Below are 22,733 nucleotides of genomic sequence, written 5' to 3' on the forward strand. Positions count from 1 at the left end.
CATCTTCAGAGTCGTTCAACATCCTGCCCAGTGCACTCGAAATGGGGCTGAGCGCCACGCGAGCTGGCCTGCGAGCCCGGTCGTTCGTACGGCCAAGCCGTCGGCAGCACCGCCGACTCCTGGACGCCCCTCCACCCACCCACACCAGCAACCTGCTTGCGGCCCAACTGACCACGGGACGGGGCGGACGCCACACCCACCCGAGTCGCCCCATTCAACTGTCGCGTCCTACCCGCGCAGTCATGAGTCCGCACGTCGGCCCGGCAGAGCAACCGGCCGCCCTCGTGGGTGCTCGTGTGCGTGGGAATGGGGATCGTGCACCAACGGCCGTCGCCGCAGCCGCCGAGGCTGGGGCCGGGCCACCCCATAGACCTCATGCGCCCCACCCACTCACCCGACAGCCACCGAACCCACCCGCGCCACTCCCCGAGCCCCCGTGCAGGGCGTTTTTCTTTGGGCCGTCCCCCTACAAGCGTCAGCGGTGGGCCGGGGCGGCGGGTCAAGGGTGGGCCGAAGGCACATCGCGTAGCGACGCGACGCCGGAGCGCCCTTGACGCGCCGTCACGGCCCACCGACACTCGAGCGCCCGGGACGGCCCGAAACCCCCAGAAGCGATCCTTGGTTACCACCCCCGTCACGGTTGCCGTGCCGCTGCCACCTCGCGCAGGGCCGACAGCACGCGGGCCACCGCCGGGCCCGCTTCCGCGCCTCGGCGTACCGCCGCCACCACGTGGCGCTGGGGCTGGTCCGCGCTCAGGACCCGCATCACCACCCCCGTACGCCGCTCCGCCGCCGCCATCCGCGGGACCAGTGCCACGCCCATCCCTGCCTCGACCATGGCCAGGATCGCCGTCCAGCCGGCGGCGCTGTGCGCCTGCTCCGGTACGAAGCCCGCCGCCTCGCACGCGTGGCGTGTGATCTCCGACCACGGCCCGCTCCCGCCGAAGATCCACGGCTCCCCCGAGAGGTCCGCCAGCCTCAGCCCCGGCGCCGCCGCCAGCGGATGTCCCGCCGGGAGCGCCACGTCCAGCGGGTCCGCCAGCAGCGGTACGCGGGCCAGTTTGGGGTCTCGGGCGGTCGGCGCGTGCGCCGCCAGCGACAGCGCCAGGTCCACCGCCCCGCTCGCCAGCAGTTCGTACGCCTCCGCCGCCTCCGCCTCCCGCACTCGTACCTCCAGCGCGGGATGTGTCGTACGCAGCCGCTGCACCGCCGGCACCACCAGCGCCGGCACAGCGGTTGAGAACGCCCCGACCCTCACCTCCCCCGCCTCCCCCCGCACGTAGCCCGTCAACTCCGCGTCCGCTTGCTCCAGTTGCGCGAAGACCGCTTCCGCGTGCCGCAGCACCAAGTGCGCCGCGTCCGTGAGACGTACCCGCCGCCCGTGCGCCTCCAGCAGGGGTACGCCGAGCTGCTTGCCGAGGTTCGACAGCTGCTGCGAAACGGCCGACGGCGTCATCAGCAACGCCTCGGCCGTCGCGGTCACTGTCCCCCGGTCGCGCAGGGTCCGCAGGATCCGCAGCTTCTTGATGTCCCACTCGATCATGGGACGGAATCTATCCCGGTCCGTCGCCACCACCGGGTCCGTTCTCCCACCCGTCACCCCGACGCGCCCGGTACCCGGTACCCCCGACCCAACCGTCACCCCGACCCACCCGTCACCCCCGCCCCGCCGCTCACCGCCTCCCGCCGCGGCCCGCCCCCAGCATCACTCCGCCCAGGATCAGCGCCATGCACACGATCTGCATCGGGCCCGTCGCCTCGCCCAGCAGGGCGAAGGACAGCAGGGCCACGCACACCGGCTGGAGGTAGTAGATGACGCCCGCCCTCGCCGCGCCGATCAGCGCGACCGCCTTGTTCCAGGCGAAGAAGGCCACCGCGGAGGAGAAGACACCAACGTAGACGAGAGGGCCGACGGTTCCCGCCGTCGGCTCGAAGCCGCCCTGGAGCATCAGGCTCACGACGTACGCCGGCAGCAGCATCAGCGCACCGAGCACGAACGTACTGAAGAGAAAAGCCAGTCCGCCGATCTCCGTCGGCTTGCGGCGCAGCAGCGCGCTGTAGGAGCCGAAGCAGACCGCCGCCGCCAGCATCCACAGGTCACCGGCGGCGAAGTTCATGGCCGTCGAACCCTTGCTGACCAGCAACAGCACCCCGGCACCGGCCACCAGCATGCCGATGGTGCGCCGGGCACCGAGGCGGGCGCCGCCCAGGCGTTCGTAGAGGGCCATCAGGACCGGCGAGGCGGCCATGATCATGCCCATGTTGCCTGCGGAGGTGGAAAGCCCGGCCTGGTTGACGAGGGTGTTGTAGACGGTTACGCCGAGGAGGGCGGCCAGGGTCACGAATCCCAAGTGGCGTCGCAACAGGGCCCGTTGGCGCCAGGCCTCGCGGGCCGCGAAGGGGGCCACGGCTACGATCGCCACAACCCAGCGCCAGAACGCCGCCTGCACGGGCGGGACGGAGTCGTGGAGGGCGCGGGAGGTGACGAAGCTGCCGGACCAGACGACCGTCGCGACGGCCGCAAGGACGAGACCGACGGCCGCCGCCTTCTCCGTTCGCCCCGGCCGCCCCCTCTCCCCCGCCAACGGCTCGCTGCTGATACGGACGCGGTCCCGGACTGCCACTGGTGTCCCCTCAATCGTGGTTCTTGGTTGCGGGTTCTACCGTCGCACCGCATCATTCATCAGGTCCATCGAATGTTTCCGATCATTCTGTTCAGGTGAGCTAAAAAGTCTAAAAGGTCTTTCCGCTCGCGAAGAAGAAGACTTGATCTGACCCAGCAGCGTCGCCCCGAACGCGATCGCCATCCCCACCAGTTGCACCGGCGTCAGCGCCTCCCCCAGCGCCGCCCAGCCGATGACCGCCGCGGTCAGCGGCGACAGAGGGCCGAGGAAGGTCACCGAGGTCGCCGTGAGCCGGCCGATGCCGCGGAACCACAGCCAGTACGCGACCGCCGTGTTGACCAGCGCCATGTAGAGGTATCCGGCCACGGCCCGGCCGTCCAGCGCCGGCGGCGCGCCCTCCACCAGGAACGCGACGGGCGCGATCAGCAGCCCGCCCGCGGTCAGCTGCCAGCCGGTCATCACGAGCGGGCCCACACCCTCGGGCCGCCCCCAGCGCTTGGTCAGTACGATGCCCGCCGCCATCGAAGCGGAGGAGGCAAGCGCGGCCAGTACACCGGTCGTGTCCAGTGCGGCGGTGGCGCGCAGCACCACCAGGCTCACGCCCAGCGCCGCCGCGATCCCGGTCAGCAGGGTGCGTACGGTGGGCTTCTCGCTCAGCAGCAGGACCGCCAGCCCGGCCACCCACAGCGGTCCGAGCGAGCCGAAGACCGCCGCCATCCCGCCCGGCAGCCGGTACGCGGAGAGGAAGAGCAGCGGGAAGAACGCCCCGATGTTCAGCGCCCCGAGCACGGCCGCCTTGCCCCACCACACGCCGCGCGGCAGCGTCCTGGCGATGGCGAGCAGCGCGAGCCCGGCGGGCAGGGCGCGCATCAGGCCGGTGAAGAGCGGGCGGTCGGGTGGGAGGAATTCGGTGGTGACGGCGTACGTCGAGCCCCATGAGATGGGCGCGAGTGCGGTGAGCGCGATCGTCCCGGCACGGTTCATGACTGCTCGGACCCCCGAAGTTCATTCCAAAGTAGGCAGGAAAGTAGGTTGGTTGGAAGTAGCTTATAGCTAGCTTAGCTCTAAGCTACTTTGCGTCAAGCAACTTTCTTGCGGCCGACCTGGACTCCTCGGATACTGCGGTCATGACCACGGCAGCCAAGGACAAGGACCCCGTCGACGCCATCACCGCCCAGTGGGCCGAGGTGCGCCCCGACCTCGACACCGCTCCGATGGCCGTCTTCGGACGCATCTACCGGATCGCACGCGCGATGGGCGACCGCATCGAGAAGGCGTACGCCCAGTTCGGGATCTCACGCGGCGAGTTCGACGTCCTCGCGACGCTGCGCCGGTCCGGTGAGCCGTACACGCTCTCACCGCGCCAGCTCTCCGCGACGCTGATGCTGACGACCGGCGGAATGACAGGCCGGCTCGACAAGCTGGAGCGGGCCGGGCTACTGCGCCGCAGCCCCGATCCGCACGACCGGCGCGGGCTGCGGGTGACGCTCTCGGAGCGCGGCCTCGCCATCGTCGACGAGGCGGTGGTGGCCGGCCTGGAGATTCAGCACGAGGCGCTCGAAGGGTTCGGCGAGGGGCAGGTGGAGCAGCTCCAGGAGCTGCTGCGGCAACTGCTGGCCGGTTCGACCCGCCTGTAGGGAAAGCGTTCGACCCGCCCGTAGGGAAAGCGTAGAAAAGTAGAAAAAACGCGAGGGCGCCTCCGTCCGTACGCGGCGATCACGCGCGTACGGACGGAGGCGCCCTCAGGAAACGTTCAGAAAGGTGTTGTCAGCGGGTCTGCTTCTTGGACTTGTCCAGCACCATCACGAGACCCGCGATCAGCGCGAACAGCGCGATCGGAGCCACGACATACCAGCCGAGCGTCTCGGCCACACTCAGGCCGGGACCCGGGTCGTCGCCGTCGTCGGGCGTGAGCGCGAGGGCGGGGGACGACATGAGCAGCATCATCAGCGTCGTACCGGCCGCGACGGCGCCGGCGCGCAGGGCGTTCTTCTTGTCCACGGTGCAAACGTAGCGAACGCCTAACAGGACCGCGCGCCCGGGGGTGCCGTACGCGTCCGGAAGGCGGCGATCAGGTCGTGCAGGCGCGGCGACGCGGCCAGTTCCTCCAGGGTTACGGGCCGCCCCTCCGCGTCGGCCACGGGCAGGCGCCAGTTGGGGTACTGGTCCCAGGTGCCCGGCAGGTTCTGCGGCCGCCGGTCGCCCACCGCGTCCGGCAGCCAGATGCCGATCATGCGGGCCGGGGTACGCAGCAGGAAGCGGTACACGGCGCGGATCTCGCCCTCCTCGTCGCCCGCCCCCTCCGGCAGCAGACCGAGCCTGGCCAGGTACGACAGCCAGTCGGCCACCTCCACGGCCGCCTCGGCCCGCTCCTCCTCCAGCGGGCGCGTGAGCAGCCCGAGGCGGTGGCGCAGCGCCACATGCTCGCCCGTCAGCCGGGCGGCGGTGGACGGCAGGTCATGCGTGGTGGCCGTGGCCAGGCAGTGCTCGCGCCAGTTCTCCGGGGGCAGCGGTTCGCCCGTACCGGTCCAGTCGCGCTCGAACCACATCACGGACGTACCGGACACGCCGCGCTCGGCAAGCACGTCGCGCACACCCGGTTCCACCGTCCCCAGGTCCTCCCCTATGACGCTCGCGCCCGCCAGGTGTGCCTCCAGGGCGAGTACGGCGAGCATCGCCTCCGCGTCGTAGCGGACATACGTCCCTTCCGTCGGCTGGCGGCCCTCCGGGACCCACCACAGGCGGAACAGTCCCATGACGTGGTCGATCCGCAGGGCCCCCGCGTTGCGCAGCAGCCCGCGCAGCAGGCCGCGGAAGGGGCCGTACGCGGCGGCGGCCAGGACGTCCGGGCGCCACGGGGGCAGGCCCCAGTCCTGGCCGAGCGCGTTGAAGGCGTCCGGCGGGGCGCCGACCGACATGCCGCGCGCGTACGCCTCCTGCTGCGCCCAGGCGTCGGCGCCGCCGGGGTGCACGCCGACGGCGAGGTCGTGGACGATGCCGACGGGCATGCCCGCCGCGCGGGCGGTGTGCTGGGCGGCGGCCAGCTGGGAGTCGGTGAGCCAGGCCAGCCAGCCGTGCAGGTCGACGCGGTCGTAGAGGTCGTTACGGGCACGCTCGACGGCGGCCGAGTGCGGGTCGTCGCGCAGCTCGGCCGGCCAGGCGTGCCAGTCGGGCCCGTACACCTCGGCGAGCGCGCACCACGTGGCGTGGTCCTCCAGGGCCGTGCCCTGCTCGGCCAGGAAGTCGCAGTAGGCGGCGCGGCGGCCGGGGCCGAGCGGGACGGACCGTACGAGCTCCAGGGCTTCCTTCTTGAGCTGCCAGACGGCGTCGCGGTCGATCAGCTCGCCTTTGTTGAGTACGCCGTCGCGCAGGGTCGCGGCCCGCTCCAGCAGCTCGTCGATGCGTGCGCGGTCCGCCGCCGGGACATGGGCGCACTCCGGAACGTCCTCGACCCTCAGGTGTACGGGGTCGGGGAAGCGGCGCGAGGAGGGGCGGTACGGCGACGGGTCGGTGGGCGTACCGGGGACGGCCGCGTGCAGCGGGTTGATCTGCACGAAGCCGACGCCCAGCGAGCGCCCGGACCAGGCGGCGAGCTCGGCGAGGTCACCGAGGTCGCCCATGCCCCAGGAGCGCCGGGAGAGGAGGGAGTAGAGCTGGACCATGAAGCCGTACGTGCGGCCGGGGGGCTGCGGGACACGGGCGGGCGCGACGACGAGCGTGGCGGCGTCCTGCGCCCCCTCCGGCGTACGCACGCCCAGCCGGTGCACCCCGAGCGGCAACTGCCCCCAGCCCTCGCTCGCGGCGGACGGCGGAGCCACCCCGCCCCCGGCCCCCGGTCCGGGCGCCTCCTCGGGAGCGGCGTCCTCGCGGGGCGCCGCATCCGGCGGCGCGCCGGGCGAAGGCGGGCCGGGCGACGCGATCTCCCACTCCACCGCCGGCCCCTGCTCCGTCTCCACCCGCAGCCGCGTCCCCGCCGGCAGCCCGGTGAGGGCAGGCGGCGGCTGGGACCCGTCCGGGCCGGTCCAGGACACCACTGTGGCGGGCAGCAGACGGCGGGCGGCGGCGGCCTCGTGGGCTTCGAGGGCCGTACGTACCGCCTCGGGCGTACGCGCGTCGACGCCCAGGGCCGCCAGCACAGCCACCACCGTGTCGTCGGGGACCTGGAGCGTGCGGTGCGCCGACGGCTGGTAGGACGTGGCGACGCCATGCAGGGCCGCGAGCCGGGCAAGGCCCATCTAGACCCCCGTGGGCTCCACGCCCGATGCCGTGCCATGGGCGGTCGGTTCGCTGGTCAGGGGGGCGGCATCGGCCATCGGGGGCTCACTGGTGAGCGGTGCGGCGTCGGCCATCGGGGGTTCGCTGGTCAGGGGCGGCTCGGTGGTGAGCAGCGGCTCGGCGAATCCGGCGTCGAGGGGGAACGCCGGATCAAGGGGGAACACGGGGGCGAGATCCGCGCGGGGAGCGGGCACCGGTTTGGACAGGGCGGAGAGGAGAAGCTGTGCAGCGGCCACAGGGGCCTCCCTACGGTGGGCTACATGGACACAGCAGCCCTACCCAATAGACACGGCCGCAGACGTATACCTTCCATCAACGTGTCCCGCGTCACACCAAGTTCCCCTCACGAAACTCCTGTGGAAATTGACACCCGGGCGGGCGGGTGGTGGGCTCGGGGCCCACAGGAGAGACTGACGCGACTGAGGAGACGGCCGTGCAGTTGGGGCGCAGGAGAGGCGTGAAAGGCGCGACCGCCGTCGCGGTGGCCGTGATCGGTGGTCTGCTCGGTGGTGCGCACGGGGCGTTCGCCGCCCCCTCCAACCCCGAACCCGACCCCGGCGCCCCCGCCGCCACGAAGCCCGACCGCGAGAGCGACGCCGCCGTGCCTTCCGTGTGGCCGCGCCCGCAGTCCATACGGGCGGCCGGCCAGTCGGTGCGGGTGAGCGAGGAAGCGGTGCTCGTCGCGGAGGCGGGCACCGATCCGTACGCCATGAAGGCCTTCGAAGGGGTACTGCGCGACGCGGGCGTGAAGACGCTGTACACCGTGCGGCCCGATGAGCCGCTGCCGCTGCCCGCGCGTGGCTTGGTCGTACGGGCGGGAGGCGCCGGCGCGAACGACGCGCTGCGCGCCCTGCGCGCACCCGAAAGCGCCGATCTGCCGTCCGGCGGCTACCGGATAGCCGTCGGCAGCGTCGGCGGACGGGACACGGTCGCGCTCGACGGCATCGGCGACGACGGCCTCTTCCACGCCGCGCAGACCCTGCGCCAGCTGGTGACAGGCCCCGACTCCGGGGACCAGGGGAAGCGGATCGCGGGAGTCGTCGTCCGCGACTGGCCGGGGACGGCCGTACGCGGCATGACCGAGGGCTTCTACGGGCAGCCGTGGACCCGCGAACAGCGCCTCGCCCAGGTCGACTTCATGGCCCGTACCAAGCAGAACCGATACCTCTACGCGCCGGGCGACGACCCGTACCGCCAGGCCCGCTGGCGCGACCCATACCCGGCCGACCAGCGCGCCGGCTTCCGGGCGCTCGCCGAGCGGGCCCGCAGCAGCCATGTGACGCTCGGCTGGGCCGTGGCGCCCGGGCAGGCGTTGTGCATGTCGTCCGACGACGACATCAGGGCTCTGAACCGCAAGTTCGACGCGATGTGGGCGCTCGGTGTGCGCTCCTTCCAGCTCCAGTTCCAGGACGTCAGCTACAGCGAGTGGCACTGCGGCGCGGACGCGGACACCTTCGGGTCGGGGCCACAGGCGGCGGCGAAGGCGCACGCGCGGGTGGCCAACGCGGTGGCGAGGCACCTTGCGGAGCGGCACCCGGGGTCCGAGCCGCTGTCCATGATGCCGACGGAGTTCTACCAGGAGGGCGACACCGACTACCGGCAGGCGCTCGCCGCCGAGCTGGACGGCGGGGTGCACGTCGCGTGGACAGGCGTCGGCGTCGTACCGCGGACGATCACCGGCCGCGAACTGGCGGGTGCGCGCGACGCGTTCCGGCATCCGCTGGTGACGATGGACAACTACCCGGTCAACGACTACGCGCAGGACCGCATCTTCCTCGGCCCCTACCAGGGCCGGGAGCCCGCCGTCGCGACCGGCTCCTCCGCCCTCCTCGCCAACGCCATGGAGCAGGCGTCCGCCTCCCGCATCCCGCTCTTCACGTCCGCCGACTACGCCTGGAACCCGCGCGGTTACCAGCCGCAGGAGTCCTGGCAGGCCGCGATGGACGACCTCGCGGGCGGCGACGCCACGGCCCGTGAGGCGATGCGGGCGCTGGCGGGCAATGACGCGTCGTCCGTGCTGGGCGGCGAGGAATCGGCGTATCTGCGGCCGCTCATCGACGGCTTCTGGCGCGCGCGTACGTCCGGCGACCAGGGCGTACGGGACACGGCGGCGAAGAAGCTGCGCGACGCCTTCACGGTGATGCGCGAGGCGCCGCTGCGGCTCCAGGGCTCGGCGGGCGGCGCTTTCGACGACGAGGTACGGCCGTGGACCGAGCAGCTGGCGCGGTACGGGAGGGCGGGCGAGCTGTCCGTCGACCTGCTCCAGGCGCAGGCGCGCGGCGACGGGCCGGCCGCGTGGCGCGCCTCGCTGGACCTGGAGGCGCTGCGCGGCTCCCTGAAGGCGAGCCGGGTCACCGTCGGCAAGGGTGTGCTCGACCCCTTCCTGGCGAAGGCCGTCAAGGCGGCGGATGCCTGGACCGGCGCGGACCGCAAGGCCGGCAGCGTCGCCGAGGACGCCGGCTCGTACACCGTACGGCTCGACCGGGCGCGTCCCGTCGAGGCGCTGACCGCCATGACCGAGCCGGGTACGGGCGAGGGCGCGGCCGTCGAGGCGCATGTCCAGGGCCAGGGCTGGCGGCGCGTCGGCACGCTCTCCGGCACCGGCTGGACGCAGACGGACGCGGGGGGCGCGCGGGTCGACGCCGTACGCCTGAGGTGGGACGCGGCGGGCGACGGCGGCGCTCCTGTGGTGCACCGCGTGGTGCCCTGGTTCGCGGACGAGCCGCGGGCCGGGCTGCGGCTGGAGCGGAGCGAGACGGACGCGGAGATCGGCGGGAGCCGGCCGGAGCGCGTCACGGTACGGCTGACCGGGCAGCGTCCCGCGGAGGTGCGGGGGCGGCTGACGGCCGAGGCGCCGAAGGGCATCGAGGTGCGGGCCCCCCTGGCTACGACGGTGCCGCGCGGCGCGTCCACTGCCGTGCCGCTCGATGTCCGGGTCGACAAGGCGGTGCGGGCCGGCGAGTACAAGGTGCCGGTGTCCTTCGACGGGCAGGACAGTGTCCTCACGGTGCGGGCTTTCCCGCGTACGGGCGGGCCCGATCTCGTCCGGGGCCAGGGCGCGCGGGTGTCGTCGTCCGGCGACGAGACCGCCGACTTCCCGGCGACGAACGCCGCCGACGGCGACCCGTCGACCCGGTGGACCTCGCCGATAGGCCGCTCCGCGTGGTGGCAGACGGAGCTGGCGGAGCCGGTGCGGCTCGGGCAGGTCGTCCTGCACTGGCAGGAGGCGTACGCGAAGAAGTACCGCATCCAGGTGTCGCAGGACGGCCGCACATGGCGCACGGCGGCGACCGTCAGGGACGGGCAGGGCGGGCGCGAGGCGGTTCGGATGGACGCGGAGGGCGTGCGGTTCGTGCGGGTGCAGTGCGATGAGCGGGCGCTGCCGTTCGGCTACTCGCTGTTCGGGGTCGAGGCGTACGCGGTGGCCGACACCGACTAGCGACCGGCGGGCGCGACGTCCGCTGCACGGGGCGTCCTCAAACGCCGGACGGGCTGGATTTTCGCCTCCTGGGCGACTTTCAGCCCCTCCGGCGTTTGAGGAGTGTGGTCCGGGGCGGAGCCCCAGTTCGCCTCAGGCCGAAACGCCGTCGATCCGAGCCAGTGCGTCGTCCGCGCCGAACGGCTGCAAGTACGGCAGCCAGCGCGGATCCCGATGCCCGGTCCCGATGATCCGCCAGGCCAGGCCGGACGGCGGAGCGGGCTGATGCCGCAGCCGCCAGCCGAGCTCCATCAGGTGCCGGTCGGCCTTGACGTGATTGCAGCGGCGACACGCCGCCACCACGTTCTCCCAGGCGTGCTGACCCCCACGACTGCGCGGAACGACGTGGTCGACGCTGGTTGCGACACCACCGCAGTACATGCAGCGCCCGCCGTCCCTGGCGAAGAGCGCACGGCGGGTGAGTGGAACGGGCCCCCGGTAGGGGACCCGCACGAACCGTTTCAGCCGCACGACGCTGGGTGCGGGGACAGCGCGAGTCGCGCTGTGCATGAAGGCGCCGGATTCCTCGAGGCAGAGAGCCTTGTTCTCCAGTACGAGGACGAGCGCGCGGCGGAGCGGTACGACGCCGAGCGGCTCGTACGACGCATTGAGGACCAGGACATGCGGCACGGATGCCTCCTATTACGCCGGCGGCGCGTGGCTCGCGCCGGGACGAACTGCTCTCAGTCTCCCCTCACCCCTGGTCGAAACGCCACCACGTCCGGGTAACGGGCTGGGAGTGTTTTCGACCACACCACCGTCATTCCCTGGTGAGCCTTGTCTCTCCCTCGAACACAGCGCCGGACTGAGCAGGATGCCCCGTTAGTGTGGTTGGTCTGCTGTCGTCCCGTCCCGCCTGGAGGTACCCGCGTGCTCTGGTCCGTCCTCTCGGCCGCCGACCCCACGTCGCCGACGTCACCTGAGCCAGTCACCTTCGACGAGGCCGCGCAGAAGGCGAACAACGCCGCGAGCTGGGTCGAGCAGAACTGGTCCACGTGGCTGAGCGTCGGCCTGCGCATTCTGCTGATCGTCGTGATCGCCGCGGTGCTGCGTACGGTCATCCGCCGCTCCCTCACCAAGCTGATATCCCGCATGAACCGCAGCGCCCAGGCGGTCGAGGGCACCGCGCTCGGCGGCCTCCTGGTGAACGCCGAGCGCCGCCGTCAGCGCTCGGAGGCGATCGGATCCGTGCTGCGGTCGGTCGCCTCGTTCCTGATCCTCGGTACGGCCGCCCTGATGGTGCTCGGCGCGCTCAACATCAATCTGGCGCCACTCCTCGCCTCGGCGGGTGTCGCCGGCGTGGCGCTCGGTTTCGGTGCGCGGAACCTGGTCACCGACTTCCTCTCCGGCGTTTTCATGATCCTTGAGGACCAGTACGGCGTCGGGGACAACATCGACGCGGGCGTCGCGTCCGGCGAGGTCATCGAGGTCGGCCTGCGCGTGACGAAGCTGCGCGGCGACAACGGCGAGATCTGGTACGTCCGCAACGGCGAGATCAAGCGCATCGGCAACCTCAGCCAGGGCTGGGCCACGGCCGGAATCGACGTACAGGTGCGCCCGTCGGAGGACCTGGACCACGTACGCCAGGTCATCGCCGACACCGCCGAGGAGTTCGCCAAGGAGGACCCGTGGAGCGAGCTGCTGTGGGGACCCGTCGAGGTGCTGGGCCTGGACTCGGTGCTGCTCGACTCGATGGTCGTACGCGTCTCCGCCAAGACCATGCCGGGCAAGGCGCTCCGCGTCGAGCGTGAACTGCGCTGGCGCATCAAGCAGGCCTTCGACCGCGCCGGCATCCGGATCGTCGGCGGCCCGGTGCTGCTCGGCGAGGACGGTACGCCGGCCGACCCGACGGCGGGCATGTCGGCGCCGTCCGCACTGGCCAGCCCGACGTCCCCGCAGTCCGTCGCGGCGTCGCCCCTCACCAAGTAGTCGTTACGCCCTTTCAGCGGCCCCGCAGGTAGCCCTCTGGTTGCCGCGGGGCCGCTGTGCGTGGACGGCTCTTGACGACCGACTTACGGGCGCCCTACCTTCATGGCAACTGAAAGGAAACTTACCTAACAGTGCTGGTGCAGCCGGTAGCGAAGGGTTCGTGCATCGTCATGGTCGGAGCTTCAGGTATGCCAGGCACGCCGCGCGTTCTGCGGGCGATGAACGACCGCGCCGCCCTCGACCTGCTCCTGGAGCACGGGCCGCTCTCCCGTACCAGAATCGGCAAGCTCACCGGGCTGTCCAAGCCCACCGCCTCCCAGCTGCTCGTCCGCCTGGAGGCCGCCGGCCTCGTCGTCGCCACCGGTACGACCGAGGGACGCCCCGGACCGAACGCGCAGCTGTACGCCGTCAACGCGCGCGCCGCGCACGTCGCCGGCCTCGACGTGACGCCGCAGCGCATCCGCGCCGCCGTGGCCGACATCACGGGCACGACTGTCGGCGCATACGAAATCCGGACCCCCGGCCGTCGCGCCGAGTCCGTCGTACGCCTGGTGACCGACGCAGTCGACGGCGCGGTGAAGGCCGCCGGGCTCGTAAGGGCCGACGTGCACCGCGTCGTCATCGGCACACCCGGCGCCTTCGACCCCGGCACCGGGCGCCTGCGGTACGCCTCCCACCTGCCCGGCTGGCACTCCCCCACCCTGCTCGACGACCTGGCGGCCGCGCTGCCCATGCCCATCGAGTACGAGAACGACGTGAACCTCGCCGCCGTCGCCGAGCAGCGGCTGGGCGCCGCCCGGGGACATCAGGACTTCGTCCTGCTGTGGAACCACGGTGGCCTCGGTGCCGCGCTGGTGATCGGAGGGCAGCTGCACCGTGGCTGGACGGGTGGCGCCGGTGAGGTCGGGTTCATGCCGGTGCCGGGCACTCCGCTCGTACGCCGGGTGACGAAGGCCAACTCCGGCGGCTTCCAGGAGCTGGCGGGCGGCCAGGCAGTGCCCCGCCTGGCCCGGGAGCTCGGCATCGCGGTGCCGCCCGGTGAGACGTACAGCGACGAGGCCATCGCGCTGCTCAGCGAGGCATCCGGGGCCACCGACGGGCCGTACCAGGAACTCCTCCAGGCCTTCGCGACGGGGCTCGCGACCGGCCTCGCCTCCATGGTGGCGCTCCTCGACCCCGAGCTGATCGTGCTGTCCGGCGGGGTTCTCGTCGCCGGCGGCGAACCACTGCGCGCGCTGGTCCAGTCGGAGCTGGCCGAGCTCGCCGCCCCCCGGCGCAGGCTCGTCATCGGCTCCGTACAGGAAGAGCCCGTACTGCGCGGGGCGTTGGAGAGCGCCCTCGCCACCACTCGCGACGAGGTCTTCGACACCACCTCCCGTTAGCCCTTTCTCACTAACTCACCAGACTCGTTAACAGGCCACGGACAGTCAGAACGGAAGGAGCTTGGGATGAAACTCGCAGTAGTGGGGGGCGGCTCCACCTACACCCCCGAATTGATCGACGGTTTCGCCCGCCTGCGGGACACCCTCCCGATCGAGGAGCTCACCCTCGTCGACCCGGCCGCCGACCGCCTGGACCTGGTCGGCGGCCTCGCCCGGCGCATTTTCGCCAAGCAGGGCCACCCGGGCCGCATCACGACCACCTCCGACGTCGACGCGGGCGTCGCGGGCGCCGACGCGGTGCTGCTGCAACTCCGGGTGGGCGGGCAAGCCGCCCGCGACAAGGACGAGACGTGGCCGCTGGAGTGCGGGTGCGTCGGGCAGGAGACGACCGGCGCGGGCGGTCTCGCGAAGGCGCTGCGCACGGTCCCGGTCGTCCTGGACATCGCCGAGCGGGTACGCCGCGCGAACCCGGACGCCTGGATCATCGACTTCACCAACCCCGTCGGCATCGTCACGCGGGCGCTGCTCCAGGCCGGGCACAAGGCGGTCGGGCTGTGCAACGTGGCGATCGGCTTCCAGCGGAAGTTCGCGAAGCTGCTGGAGGTGGCGCCGGCCGACGTACACCTGAACCATGTGGGTCTCAACCACCTCAGCTGGGAGCTGGGGGTACGCCTCGGCGGTCCCGAGGGCGAGGACGTGCTGCCGAAGCTGCTCGCCGAGCACGGTGACGCGATCGCCGACGACCTGCACCTGCCGCGCGCGGTGCTGGACCGGCTGGGTGTCGTCCCGTCCTACTACCTGCGCTATTTCTACGCGCATGACGAGGTGGTGAGGGAGCTCGGGACGAAACCGTCGCGGGCGGCGGAGGTGGCGAAGATGGAGGCGGAACTCCTGGCCATGTACGGCGATCCGGCGCTGGACGAGAAGCCCGCGCTGCTCGCCAAGCGCGGCGGCGCGTTCTATTCGGAGGCGGCGGTCGATCTGGCGGCGTCACTGCTGGGCAACGGCGGCAGCCCGGTGCAGGTCGTCAACACGTACAACAACGGCACGCTGCCCTTTCTGGCGGACGACGCCGTCATCGAGGTCCAGGCGCGCGTCGACCGGACGGGCGCCACGCCGCTGGCCGTGCCCGAGCTGGACCCGCTGTACGCGGGGCTCATCGCGAATGTGACGGCGTACGAGGACCTGGCCCTGGAAGCGGCGCTGTGCGGCGGACGCGACCGCGTCTTCAAGGCGCTGCTCGCACACCCCCTGATCGGCCAGTTCGAGTACGCCGACGGGCTCACCGACCGGCTGATCGCACACAACCGGGAGCACCTGGCGTGGGCATGAGCGTGGGCGTGAACGCAGCTGTGATCGCCATCGACGCGGGTAACAGCAAGACGGATGTGGCGGTGGTAGGGGCCGACGGTTCGGTTCTGGGCGCCGCGCGCGGCGGTGGCTTCCAGCCGCCGGTGGTGGGGGTGCGTGCGGCGGTCGACGCGCTGGCGGAGACGGTCGGGCGGGCGCTGGAGGAGTCGGGGGTCCAGGAGCGGGCCGGGCATGTCTCCGCCTGCCTCGCCAACGCCGATCTCCCGGGCGAGGAGGAGGAGTTGGCGGCGGCCGTCCACGCGCGCGGGTGGGGGCGTACGACGGAAGTCCGCAACGACACCTTCGCGATCCTGCGGGCGGGTGTCGACGAGCCGCGCGGCGTCGCGGTGGTGTGCGGGGCCGGCATCAACTGCGTCGGCATGCTGCCTGACGGGCGCACCGCGCGCTTCCCCGCGATCGGCCGGCTCTCCGGCGACTGGGGCGGCGGCGGGGGGCTCGCGGACGAGGCGATCTGGTTCGCGGCGCGGGCGGAGGACGGCCGGGGGGAGCGCACGGAGCTGGCGCACGCTCTGCCGGCGCACTTCGGGCTGCCGTCGATGTACGCGCTGATCGAGGCGCTGCATCTGGGGCGGATCGCACCGGGGCGGCGGCATGAACTGGCCCCCGTGCTCTTCGCGGTGAGCGCGGAGGGGGACCGGGTCGCCCGGTCGATCGTGTACCGCCAGGCGGAGGAGGTGGTCGCGATGTCGACGGTGGCGCTCGGGCGGCTGGATCTGCTGGCCGAGGAGGCACCTGTGGTGCTGGGGGGCAGTGTCCTGGCGGCCCGGCATCCGGAGCTGGACGACCGCATCGCGGCGCTGATGTCGGACCGGGCCCCGAAGGCGGTACTGCGCGTGGTGACGGCACCGCCGGTGCTGGGGGCGGCGCTGCTGGGCCTTGACCGTACGGCGGCCGGGCCTGCGGCGCGTGAACGGTTGCGCGCGCACTACGCGTGACGGGTACGGGTGCGGGGGCGGGTTCCGGTGCCTGCGGCGCTTTCCCCGACCCGCCCCTTCCCGAACTGGGGCGCTGCCCCAGACCCCGCTCCTCAAACGCCGGAGGGGCTGGATGGTGCGGGGGGGATCAGCCCCGCAGGGAACCGAAGCCGTCCCCCCTGCGTATACAGGAGGGGGTCAGAACGCGCAAAGCGCCTTGATCGGCACAAGATCCAGTCAATCGTGGTGTGTATACCGGCCCCTGCGGCCATACTGCTTGCCGGGACCGAGGGGGAGGTCAAGTGGCACACCCGCCGAATGTGCGCGAAGCGCAACCACCCGCGCGCAGCACCGCGTGGTCGGAAGGCGTGGACCGGCTGCGCGCCGGCGCCACGACCGAACCCGGCCGGCTCCGCATCATCGGCGCCCTCGTAGCCGCACTCGTCGTCGCCTTCGGAGCGGCGACCGCCTGGGAGATCTCCGACCGCGCGGCCGCCGCCGACGCCGTGGTCACCCGCAGCCAGCCCCTGAGCGCCGACGCCGCCAGCATCTACCGTTCCCTCGCCGACGCCGACTCCGCCGCCGCCGCCGGATTCCTGGCGGGAGCGCAGGAGCCGCACGACGTGCGCGAGCGGTACGAGGACGACATCGCCACCGCATCCGCGCTGCTCGTGAAGGCCGCCGCCAACACGGAAAGCACCAGCGCCTCCGGACGCGAGATCGCCGCGCTCAACACCCAACTCCCCCAGTACACCGGCCTGATAGAACGCGCCCGTGCCAACAACCGCCTCGGTCTGCCCCTCGGCGGCGCCTACCTGCGGTACGCGAACGAGCGCATGACCACCAAGCTGCTCCCCGCCGCCGAGCGGCTGTACAAGGCGGAGACCAGCAGACTCGGGGACGACTACGACGACGCCCGGGTGTGGCCGTTCGTCGGGCTGGGGCTCGGAGTCCTCGCACTGGGCGGCCTCGCCTGGGCCCAGCGGCGCCATTACCGGTGTACGAACCGGGTGTTGAACCACGGTCTGGTGGCCGCGAGCGTCGCCTCCGCCGTCGTCCTGTTGTGGCTGGGCACAGGGCATGCCGTGGCGCGGGCCGACCTCAAGGACGCCATGGCCCACGGCCAGAAGTCGCTCGAAGTCCTCAACGACGCGCGCATCAACTCCCTCAACGCCCGCGCCAACGAAAACCTCACCCTCGTCGCGCGCGGCGCCGTACTGGCCGAGGACGGCAAGCGCGACCTGTACGAATCGCAGTACGCCGACGGCATGAAGGTCCTCGTGCAGCGCCTCGCGGACGCGCGCGAGCTCGCCGACGACCCCCAGGGCAGCGGGCCCGTGACGGACGCGACCGCCAAGGCCGCCGAGTGGCGCAAGCGGCACACCACCGCGCGCGCCACCGACGACGGCGGCGACTACAAAGGTGCCCTGACGAAGGTCATCGGCGTCAAGGGCTCCACCGGCGAGTGCTTCAACGGGGTCGACGCGGCACTGGAGAAGGCGCTCGCCCATGAGCAGGCGGAGTTCACCCGGGCCGCCGAGGGCAGCCGGGGCGCGCTCACCGGGCTGCCGCTCGGCGCCGCGGTCCTCGCGGTCCTGGGCGCCGCGGGCGCTGTGCTCGGCATCGGGCGCAGGCTTTCGGAGTACAGGTGAACAGGTGAACAGGCGATGCGGGTGGGAGGAGGCGCGGTGACCAGGACCGGCGGCAGGGTCAGGGCCGGGGGCGGTACCGGCAGCAGGCTGCGCGGCTGGGGCGGCGTGGCCGGCATGGCCGCGGCCTGCGCGCTGACGGCCGCGGCGACGCTGCTGCCGCTCTCCCACGGCACCGGGGACGGGCAGGGCTCGGACGCGGCGGGGCAGCGGGTGGCGCGGGCCGTCCCCGCACGGGCGGACATCTGCGAGGAGCCGGAGCGCAGCCTGCGGCCCTCCAACGCGGACGGCCCCGCGATCGAGAAGATCAAGGCGCGCGGCAAGCTGATCGCCGGCGTCGATCAGAACAGCTTCCGCTGGGGCTACCGCAATTCGGCTACCGGTAATCCGGCCACCGGTGGCCTCGAAGGTTTCGACATCGACCTCGTGCGCGCCATAGCGGAGGACATCCTCGGCGACCCCGACAAGGTCATCTACCGCGCGATTCCCACCAATCAGCGCATCCTCGCCCTCCAGGAGGACAGGGTCGACGTCGTCGTCAGGACGATGACGGTCAACTGCAACCGGATCAAGGACGTCGCGTTCTCGACCGCCTACTTCGAGGCGGGGCAGCAGGTGCTCGCCCCGAAGGGATCGACGGTCAAGGGCTACGACGCCTCACTCGCCGGCAAGAAGGTCTGTACGGCGAAGGGCTCGACGGCGTACGACGCGCTGGCCGCGAAGTCGTTCGGCGCGAAGTTCGAAGGTCTCACCGTGCCCAACCAGCTGGACTGCCTGGTCCGGCTCCAGCTCGGCGAGGTCGACGCCGTGGTGACGGACAACGCCCTGGCGGCCGGCCAGGCGGCGCAGGACCCGGCGGTCGAGCTCAAGGGCGAACCGTTTACTCAGGAGTACTACGGCGTCGCGGTGAAGCTCGGCAGCGACGACCTGGTACGCCGGCTGAACCAGGTCCTCGACGACTACCGCGAGGGCGGCGAGACCGGTCCGTGGATGAAGGCGTACGGCAAATGGCTGAAGGACGACCTGCCCGGCATCAAGAAGCCGCCGGAGCCGAAATACCGGGACAATTGAGCCGGTTGAATCCTGGGCAGAACGACACGGGGCCGTACAGCAGTACATCGGGGAAGCGGAAGAGCGGAGAGGTGATCGATGAGCGTGGCCGCGGATGCTGGTGCCACCGGGCCGGTGATGGACCGGGACGAGGTGGACCGTGCGCTGGCGCGGCTCGGCGCGGAGTACGAGGCGATCGAGAGCTCGCTTCTCGCGTTGCAGGACCACGCGGGCCGCAGGCTGCTCGAAGGGGCCGAGCTGACGGGCACCACGCTGGACCGCTGGACCGCGACAGAGCCGGCCATCACGCTGCTGTGGTCGTACTTCGACACGTACACCGCCACCCTGCGCGCCGCCCGTGAGCTGCGGTCGCGGCGGCGCTTCCCCAACCGCCAGGACCTGTCCGAGCTGACCGACATCCTGCGCGGCGCGAGCGTGACCGTGTCGGGCGGCGCGCCCGCCCCCACCGCCCCGTCGATCACCGGGCCCGCCAAGCTGTCCGAGCGGCTGACACTGGCGGAGCTGGTGTCCCGGATGAACGATCTGTACGCGCGGTCGCTCGACATGATCGTCACCGCCGACGCGGTGTGGTCCGCCCTCCCCGCGCGCATCGACCTCCTCGCGGCCGAGCTCCAGCGCACGCGGTCGCTGGCGCGCTCCGTCGGCGTACGGCCGGGTGAGCATCCGTCGGGCGACGACCTGGAGGCGATCACTGGCGAGCTGGCGGCGCTGCGCACCCAGGTCGTGACCGACCCGCTCGCGTTCTGGCGTCCCGGGCTGGGCAGTTCGGCGCCGGGCGGCGGCCGCCCCGACACCGAGCGTTACGACCGGGCGGCCCGCGCGCTGGAGGACGTCAGGCGCGAGATCGACGCGGTGCTGACCGTACGGCAGGACGCCGAGCAGCGGCTGGTCCGGCTGCGCGACACGCTGTCGCGCGCGGACCGCACACTGACCGAGGCCAGGTCGGCGCGCGGCGAGGTGCTGGCGAAGATCGCCGCCTCCGAGGTGCCGGCGGTCGGCGGCCCGCCCACCGCGCTCCAGGAGCAGCTGGTGCTGGCGGCCGAATACCGCAGGCACGCCCAGTGGCACCGGCTGTCGCCGCTCCTTGAGTCCCTGGAGCGCGATGCCGAGGACGAGCTGATGCGGGCGCGGGAGTCGTTGACCGCGGTCACCGCGCCGCTTGCGGTGCGTGCCGAGCTGCGCGGCCGGCTCGACGCGTACAGGGCGAAGGTCGCCCGGCACGGCATGGCCGAGGACCCGCTGCTGATCGAGCGGTACGACGCGGCCCGCCGCATGCTGTGGAGCGCGCCGTGCGACTTGCGGGTCGCCGAGCAGGCGGTACTGCGCTACCAGCAGGCGGCGGCGGAAGTGCTGGTGCCGCGACGCGACGAGCCCAGCGACCGCGACCACACGGGGAGTACGTCATGAGCCGGTGTCAGCGCCCCGGATGCGAGGGATCGTACGAGGACATGGGCGGCGGCGAGTTCTACTGCGGCACCTGCGGGCTCGCCCCGGTCGTCTCGCCGACGGGCATGCTGTCGTCGCCGCCGACCGGGATGGCGGCGGGCGGGCGCAACGGTACGTCCGGGCGCAGTGGCAGCGCGCGGGCGACGTCGGGCTCCTCCTCGCCCACTTCCTCCCGCTCGTCGCGGTCCTCGACCTCGCGCCGTTCGGTCTCCGGGCGCCTCTCGCGCTCCCTGTCCGGCGGGGCCACGTCGGCACGGTCGGTGTCGGTCCGCAGTTCCGGTGCGTCGTCGGGATCGTCCGGGCGCAACCGGCTGGGCGCGGGGCTGGTCTCCATACCGGACGTGCCGCGCCCCGATCCGCAGTCCGCCGTGATGAAGAACGCGGAGGTCCCGGAGCGCAAGCGGTTCTGCTCGCGCTCCGACTGCGGGGCGCCGGTGGGGCGTTCGCGCGAGGACAGGGCCGGGCGTACGGAAGGCTTCTGCACGAAGTGCGGGCACCCGTACTCCTTCGTGCCGAAGCTGGGCGCCGGGGACATCGTGCACGGCCAGTACGAGGTCGTGGGCTGTCTGGCGCACGGCGGCCTCGGCTGGGTCTATCTGGCGGTCGACCGCGCGGTGTCGGACCGGTGGGTCGTACTCAAGGGCCTGCTGGACACGGGCGATCAGGACGCGATGGCGGCGGCGATCTCGGAGCGGCGCTTCCTCGCCGAGATCGAGCACTCCAACATCGTCCGCATCTACAACTTCGTCGAGCACCTCGACCAGCGCACCGGCTCCATGGACGGCTACATCGTCATGGAGTACGTCGGCGGCAAGTCGCTCAAGGAGATCGCCAACGAGCGGCGCGGCGAGGCGGGGCGGCGGGACCCGCTGCCGGTCGAGCAGGCGTGTGCGTACGGCATCGAGGCGCTGGAAGCGCTGGGGCACTTGCACAGCCGGAATTTGCTCTACTGCGACTTCAAGGTCGACAACGCCATCCAGCAGCAGGACCAGCTGAAGCTCATCGACATGGGCGCAGTCCGCAGGATGGACGGCGACGAGAGCGCGATCTACGGCACGGTGGGGTACCAGGCGCCGGAGGTCGCGGAGGTCGGCCCGTCCGTCGCCTCCGACCTCTATACGGTGGCGCGCACGCTGGCCGTGCTGACCTTCGACTTCCAGGGCTACACGAATGTCTTCGTGGACAGCCTGCCCGACCCCGGCAACATCGAGGTGTTCCGGCGGTACGAGTCCTTCTACCGGCTGCTGGTACGGGCGACGGACCCCGATCCGGCGCGGCGGTTCGCGTCGGCGGCGGAGATGGCGGAGCAGCTGACGGGCGTGCTGCGGGAGGTCGTGGCCCTCCAGACGGGCCGTCCGCGCCCGGCACTGTCGACGCTGTTCGGGCCAGAACTGCGGGTGCCGGACACGCAGTTGTTCGCGGAACTGACGGGCGACGTCTCGCAGCTGGGCGGCCGGGCCGCCCCGACGGGGCGAAGGGCGCGACGCGCCTCCCGGGCCGGTGGTGTCCAAGCCGGTGATGTCCAGGCCGTTGGTGTCCAGGCCGGGGTCGCCTACGCCGCCACCCAGGCCCGCGTGCCCGCGCCCGTCTCCGTGCCCGGGGTCGTCGCGCCGCCCGAAGCCGCTCCCGGCGTCGGACCCGGCGGCGTACCGGCACTGTCCCCTTACCTCGCGCCCCTGAAGGCGGGGGCCACCGCGCTCGCGCTGCCCGTGCCGCGCGTCGACCCGGACGATCCCAACGCCGGGTTCCTCGCGGGCCTGATGGCTTCCGCGCCCGCGGAGCTCATCGCCGCGCTCCAGTCCGCGCCCGGCGACTCCGTCGAGCGCCGGCTGCGCGAGCTCCGCGCCCGGTTGGAGATGGACGAACACGCCACCGCCGCCGAGGCGTTGTACGCCCTGGAGCTCCAGCACCCCGACGACTGGCGGGTCGTCTGGTACCGGGGCATCGCCTCCCTCGTCTCGGGAGACAACGAGAACGCGGCGCTGTCCTTCGACGCGGTGTACGACGCGTTCCCCGGCGAGGCCGCGCCCAAGCTCGCCCTGGCCGTGTGCGCCGAAGTCCTCGGCCAGCTCGACAACGCCGCCGAGTACTACCGCCTCGTCTGGGCGACCGACCCGAGTTACGTGAGCGCCGCCTTCGGGCTGGCCAGGGTCCAGCTCGCCGCGGGCGACCGGCCCGGCGCCGTACAGACGCTGGAGTCCGTGCCCGAGGCGTCGATCCACTACACGGCGGCCCGTGTCGCCGCCGTGCGCGCGCGCCTTCGCCGGCGCGCCCCGCAGGACGGGACGCTCGTCGACGACCTGACAGCGGCCGCCGCCCAGGTGGAGGCGCTGCGGAACTTCGGACTCGACGCCGTACGCCGGGAGCAGCTGTCCACCGAGGTGCTGGGCACCGCCCTGGACTGGGTACTCTCCGGTGGGCACGGGGCTCGCCCCGCGCAGAGCGCGCTGCTCGGCAGCGAACTGGACGAGCGCGGCCTGCGCTTCGGCCTGGAACGCTCGTACCGGGTACTTGCCCGGCTCGCCCAGCGCGGCGAGGAGAGGATCGACCTGGTGGAACGGGCCAACCGTTTCCGCCCCCGGACCTGGGTGTGA

General features: G+C 72.3%; 17 protein-coding genes. 10 read left to right on the forward strand and 7 right to left on the reverse strand.

From position 1 onward, the window contains the following. Positions 1-634: 634 nt before the first annotated feature. The 3 genes from J7E96_RS34775 to J7E96_RS34785 form a co-directional block, all read right to left on the reverse strand. Positions 635-1,543, reverse strand: coding sequence for a LysR family transcriptional regulator (locus tag J7E96_RS34775; protein WP_215137562.1), 909 nt, complete (start codon positions 1,541-1,543; stop codon positions 635-637). Positions 1,544-1,673: 130 nt separating this feature from the next. Next, the gene (locus J7E96_RS34780; protein ID WP_251070874.1) at positions 1,674-2,585 is read right to left on the reverse strand and encodes a DMT family transporter; all 912 of its coding nucleotides are present in this window, start codon (positions 2,583-2,585) and stop codon (positions 1,674-1,676) included. 75 nt (positions 2,586-2,660) lie between these two features. Beyond that, positions 2,661-3,608: an EamA family transporter gene (locus J7E96_RS34785; protein ID WP_215137564.1), complete on the reverse strand. Its 948-nt coding sequence runs from the start codon at positions 3,606-3,608 to the stop codon at positions 2,661-2,663. A gap of 143 nt (positions 3,609-3,751) precedes the next feature. On the opposite strand from J7E96_RS34785, the gene J7E96_RS34790 reads away from it, so the two are divergent. Further along, complete coding sequence (locus tag J7E96_RS34790) at positions 3,752-4,261, forward strand: MarR family winged helix-turn-helix transcriptional regulator (protein WP_215137566.1); 510 nt, start codon at positions 3,752-3,754, stop codon at positions 4,259-4,261. A 130-nt stretch (positions 4,262-4,391) separates the two neighbouring features. Here J7E96_RS34790 and J7E96_RS34795 read toward each other — a convergent pair whose 3' ends face one another. From J7E96_RS34795 to J7E96_RS34805, 3 genes are read right to left on the reverse strand one after another with little or no spacing between them, the layout of a single operon-like run. Further along, on the reverse strand, positions 4,392-4,625 hold the full coding sequence (locus J7E96_RS34795) for a hypothetical protein (protein WP_215137568.1): 234 nt from the start codon (positions 4,623-4,625) through the stop codon (positions 4,392-4,394). Between the two features lie 20 nt (positions 4,626-4,645). Continuing rightward, positions 4,646-6,859: a 4-alpha-glucanotransferase gene (malQ, locus tag J7E96_RS34800; protein WP_215137570.1), complete on the reverse strand. Its 2,214-nt coding sequence runs from the start codon at positions 6,857-6,859 to the stop codon at positions 4,646-4,648. Continuing rightward, complete coding sequence (locus J7E96_RS34805) at positions 6,860-7,135, reverse strand: hypothetical protein (RefSeq protein WP_214973797.1); 276 nt, start codon at positions 7,133-7,135, stop codon at positions 6,860-6,862. Between the two features lie 197 nt (positions 7,136-7,332). Between J7E96_RS34805 and J7E96_RS34810 the strand changes: the two genes are divergently transcribed. Next, positions 7,333-10,338: a beta-N-acetylglucosaminidase domain-containing protein gene (locus tag J7E96_RS34810; RefSeq protein WP_215137572.1), complete on the forward strand. Its 3,006-nt coding sequence runs from the start codon at positions 7,333-7,335 to the stop codon at positions 10,336-10,338. A gap of 132 nt (positions 10,339-10,470) precedes the next feature. Here J7E96_RS34810 and J7E96_RS34815 read toward each other — a convergent pair whose 3' ends face one another. Beyond that, complete coding sequence (locus J7E96_RS34815; RefSeq protein WP_214973800.1) at positions 10,471-11,007, reverse strand: HNH endonuclease; 537 nt, start codon at positions 11,005-11,007, stop codon at positions 10,471-10,473. Between the two features lie 240 nt (positions 11,008-11,247). Between J7E96_RS34815 and J7E96_RS34820 the strand changes: the two genes are divergently transcribed. The 8 genes from J7E96_RS34820 to J7E96_RS34855 all read left to right on the forward strand — a co-directional run bounded on the left by J7E96_RS34820 (position 11,248) and on the right by J7E96_RS34855 (position 22,733). After that, the gene (locus J7E96_RS34820) at positions 11,248-12,306 is read left to right on the forward strand and encodes a mechanosensitive ion channel family protein (protein WP_215137574.1); all 1,059 of its coding nucleotides are present in this window, start codon (positions 11,248-11,250) and stop codon (positions 12,304-12,306) included. Between the two features lie 170 nt (positions 12,307-12,476). Then, positions 12,477-13,688 (forward strand): ROK family transcriptional regulator, encoded by a 1,212-nt coding sequence (locus tag J7E96_RS34825; RefSeq protein WP_215137576.1) that lies wholly within the window; start codon positions 12,477-12,479, stop codon positions 13,686-13,688. Between the two features lie 66 nt (positions 13,689-13,754). Beyond that, entirely contained in the window at positions 13,755-15,020 is a 1,266-nt protein-coding gene (locus tag J7E96_RS34830; RefSeq protein ID WP_215137578.1) for a 6-phospho-beta-glucosidase, read from the forward strand. A gap of 2 nt (positions 15,021-15,022) precedes the next feature. Next, positions 15,023-15,994, forward strand: coding sequence for a BadF/BadG/BcrA/BcrD ATPase family protein (locus J7E96_RS34835; RefSeq protein WP_215137637.1), 972 nt, complete (start codon positions 15,023-15,025; stop codon positions 15,992-15,994). Between the two features lie 281 nt (positions 15,995-16,275). Further along, positions 16,276-17,625 carry a hypothetical protein gene (locus J7E96_RS34840; RefSeq protein ID WP_374196754.1) on the forward strand — a complete coding sequence of 450 codons (1,350 nt, stop codon included), beginning with the start codon at positions 16,276-16,278 and terminating at the stop codon, positions 17,623-17,625. A gap of 36 nt (positions 17,626-17,661) precedes the next feature. Further along, on the forward strand, positions 17,662-18,693 hold the full coding sequence (locus J7E96_RS34845; protein ID WP_374196755.1) for a glutamate ABC transporter substrate-binding protein: 1,032 nt from the start codon (positions 17,662-17,664) through the stop codon (positions 18,691-18,693). A 117-nt stretch (positions 18,694-18,810) separates the two neighbouring features. Then, entirely contained in the window at positions 18,811-20,100 is a 1,290-nt protein-coding gene (locus tag J7E96_RS34850; RefSeq protein WP_215137641.1) for a hypothetical protein, read from the forward strand. Beyond that, entirely contained in the window at positions 20,097-22,733 is a 2,637-nt protein-coding gene (locus J7E96_RS34855; RefSeq protein ID WP_215137583.1) for a serine/threonine-protein kinase, read from the forward strand. The genes J7E96_RS34850 and J7E96_RS34855 overlap by 4 nt, the downstream gene beginning before the upstream one ends.

It is taken from the genome of Streptomyces sp. ISL-96 (assembly GCF_018614035.1).
Taxonomy (GTDB): Bacteria; Actinomycetota; Actinomycetes; order Streptomycetales; family Streptomycetaceae; genus Streptomyces.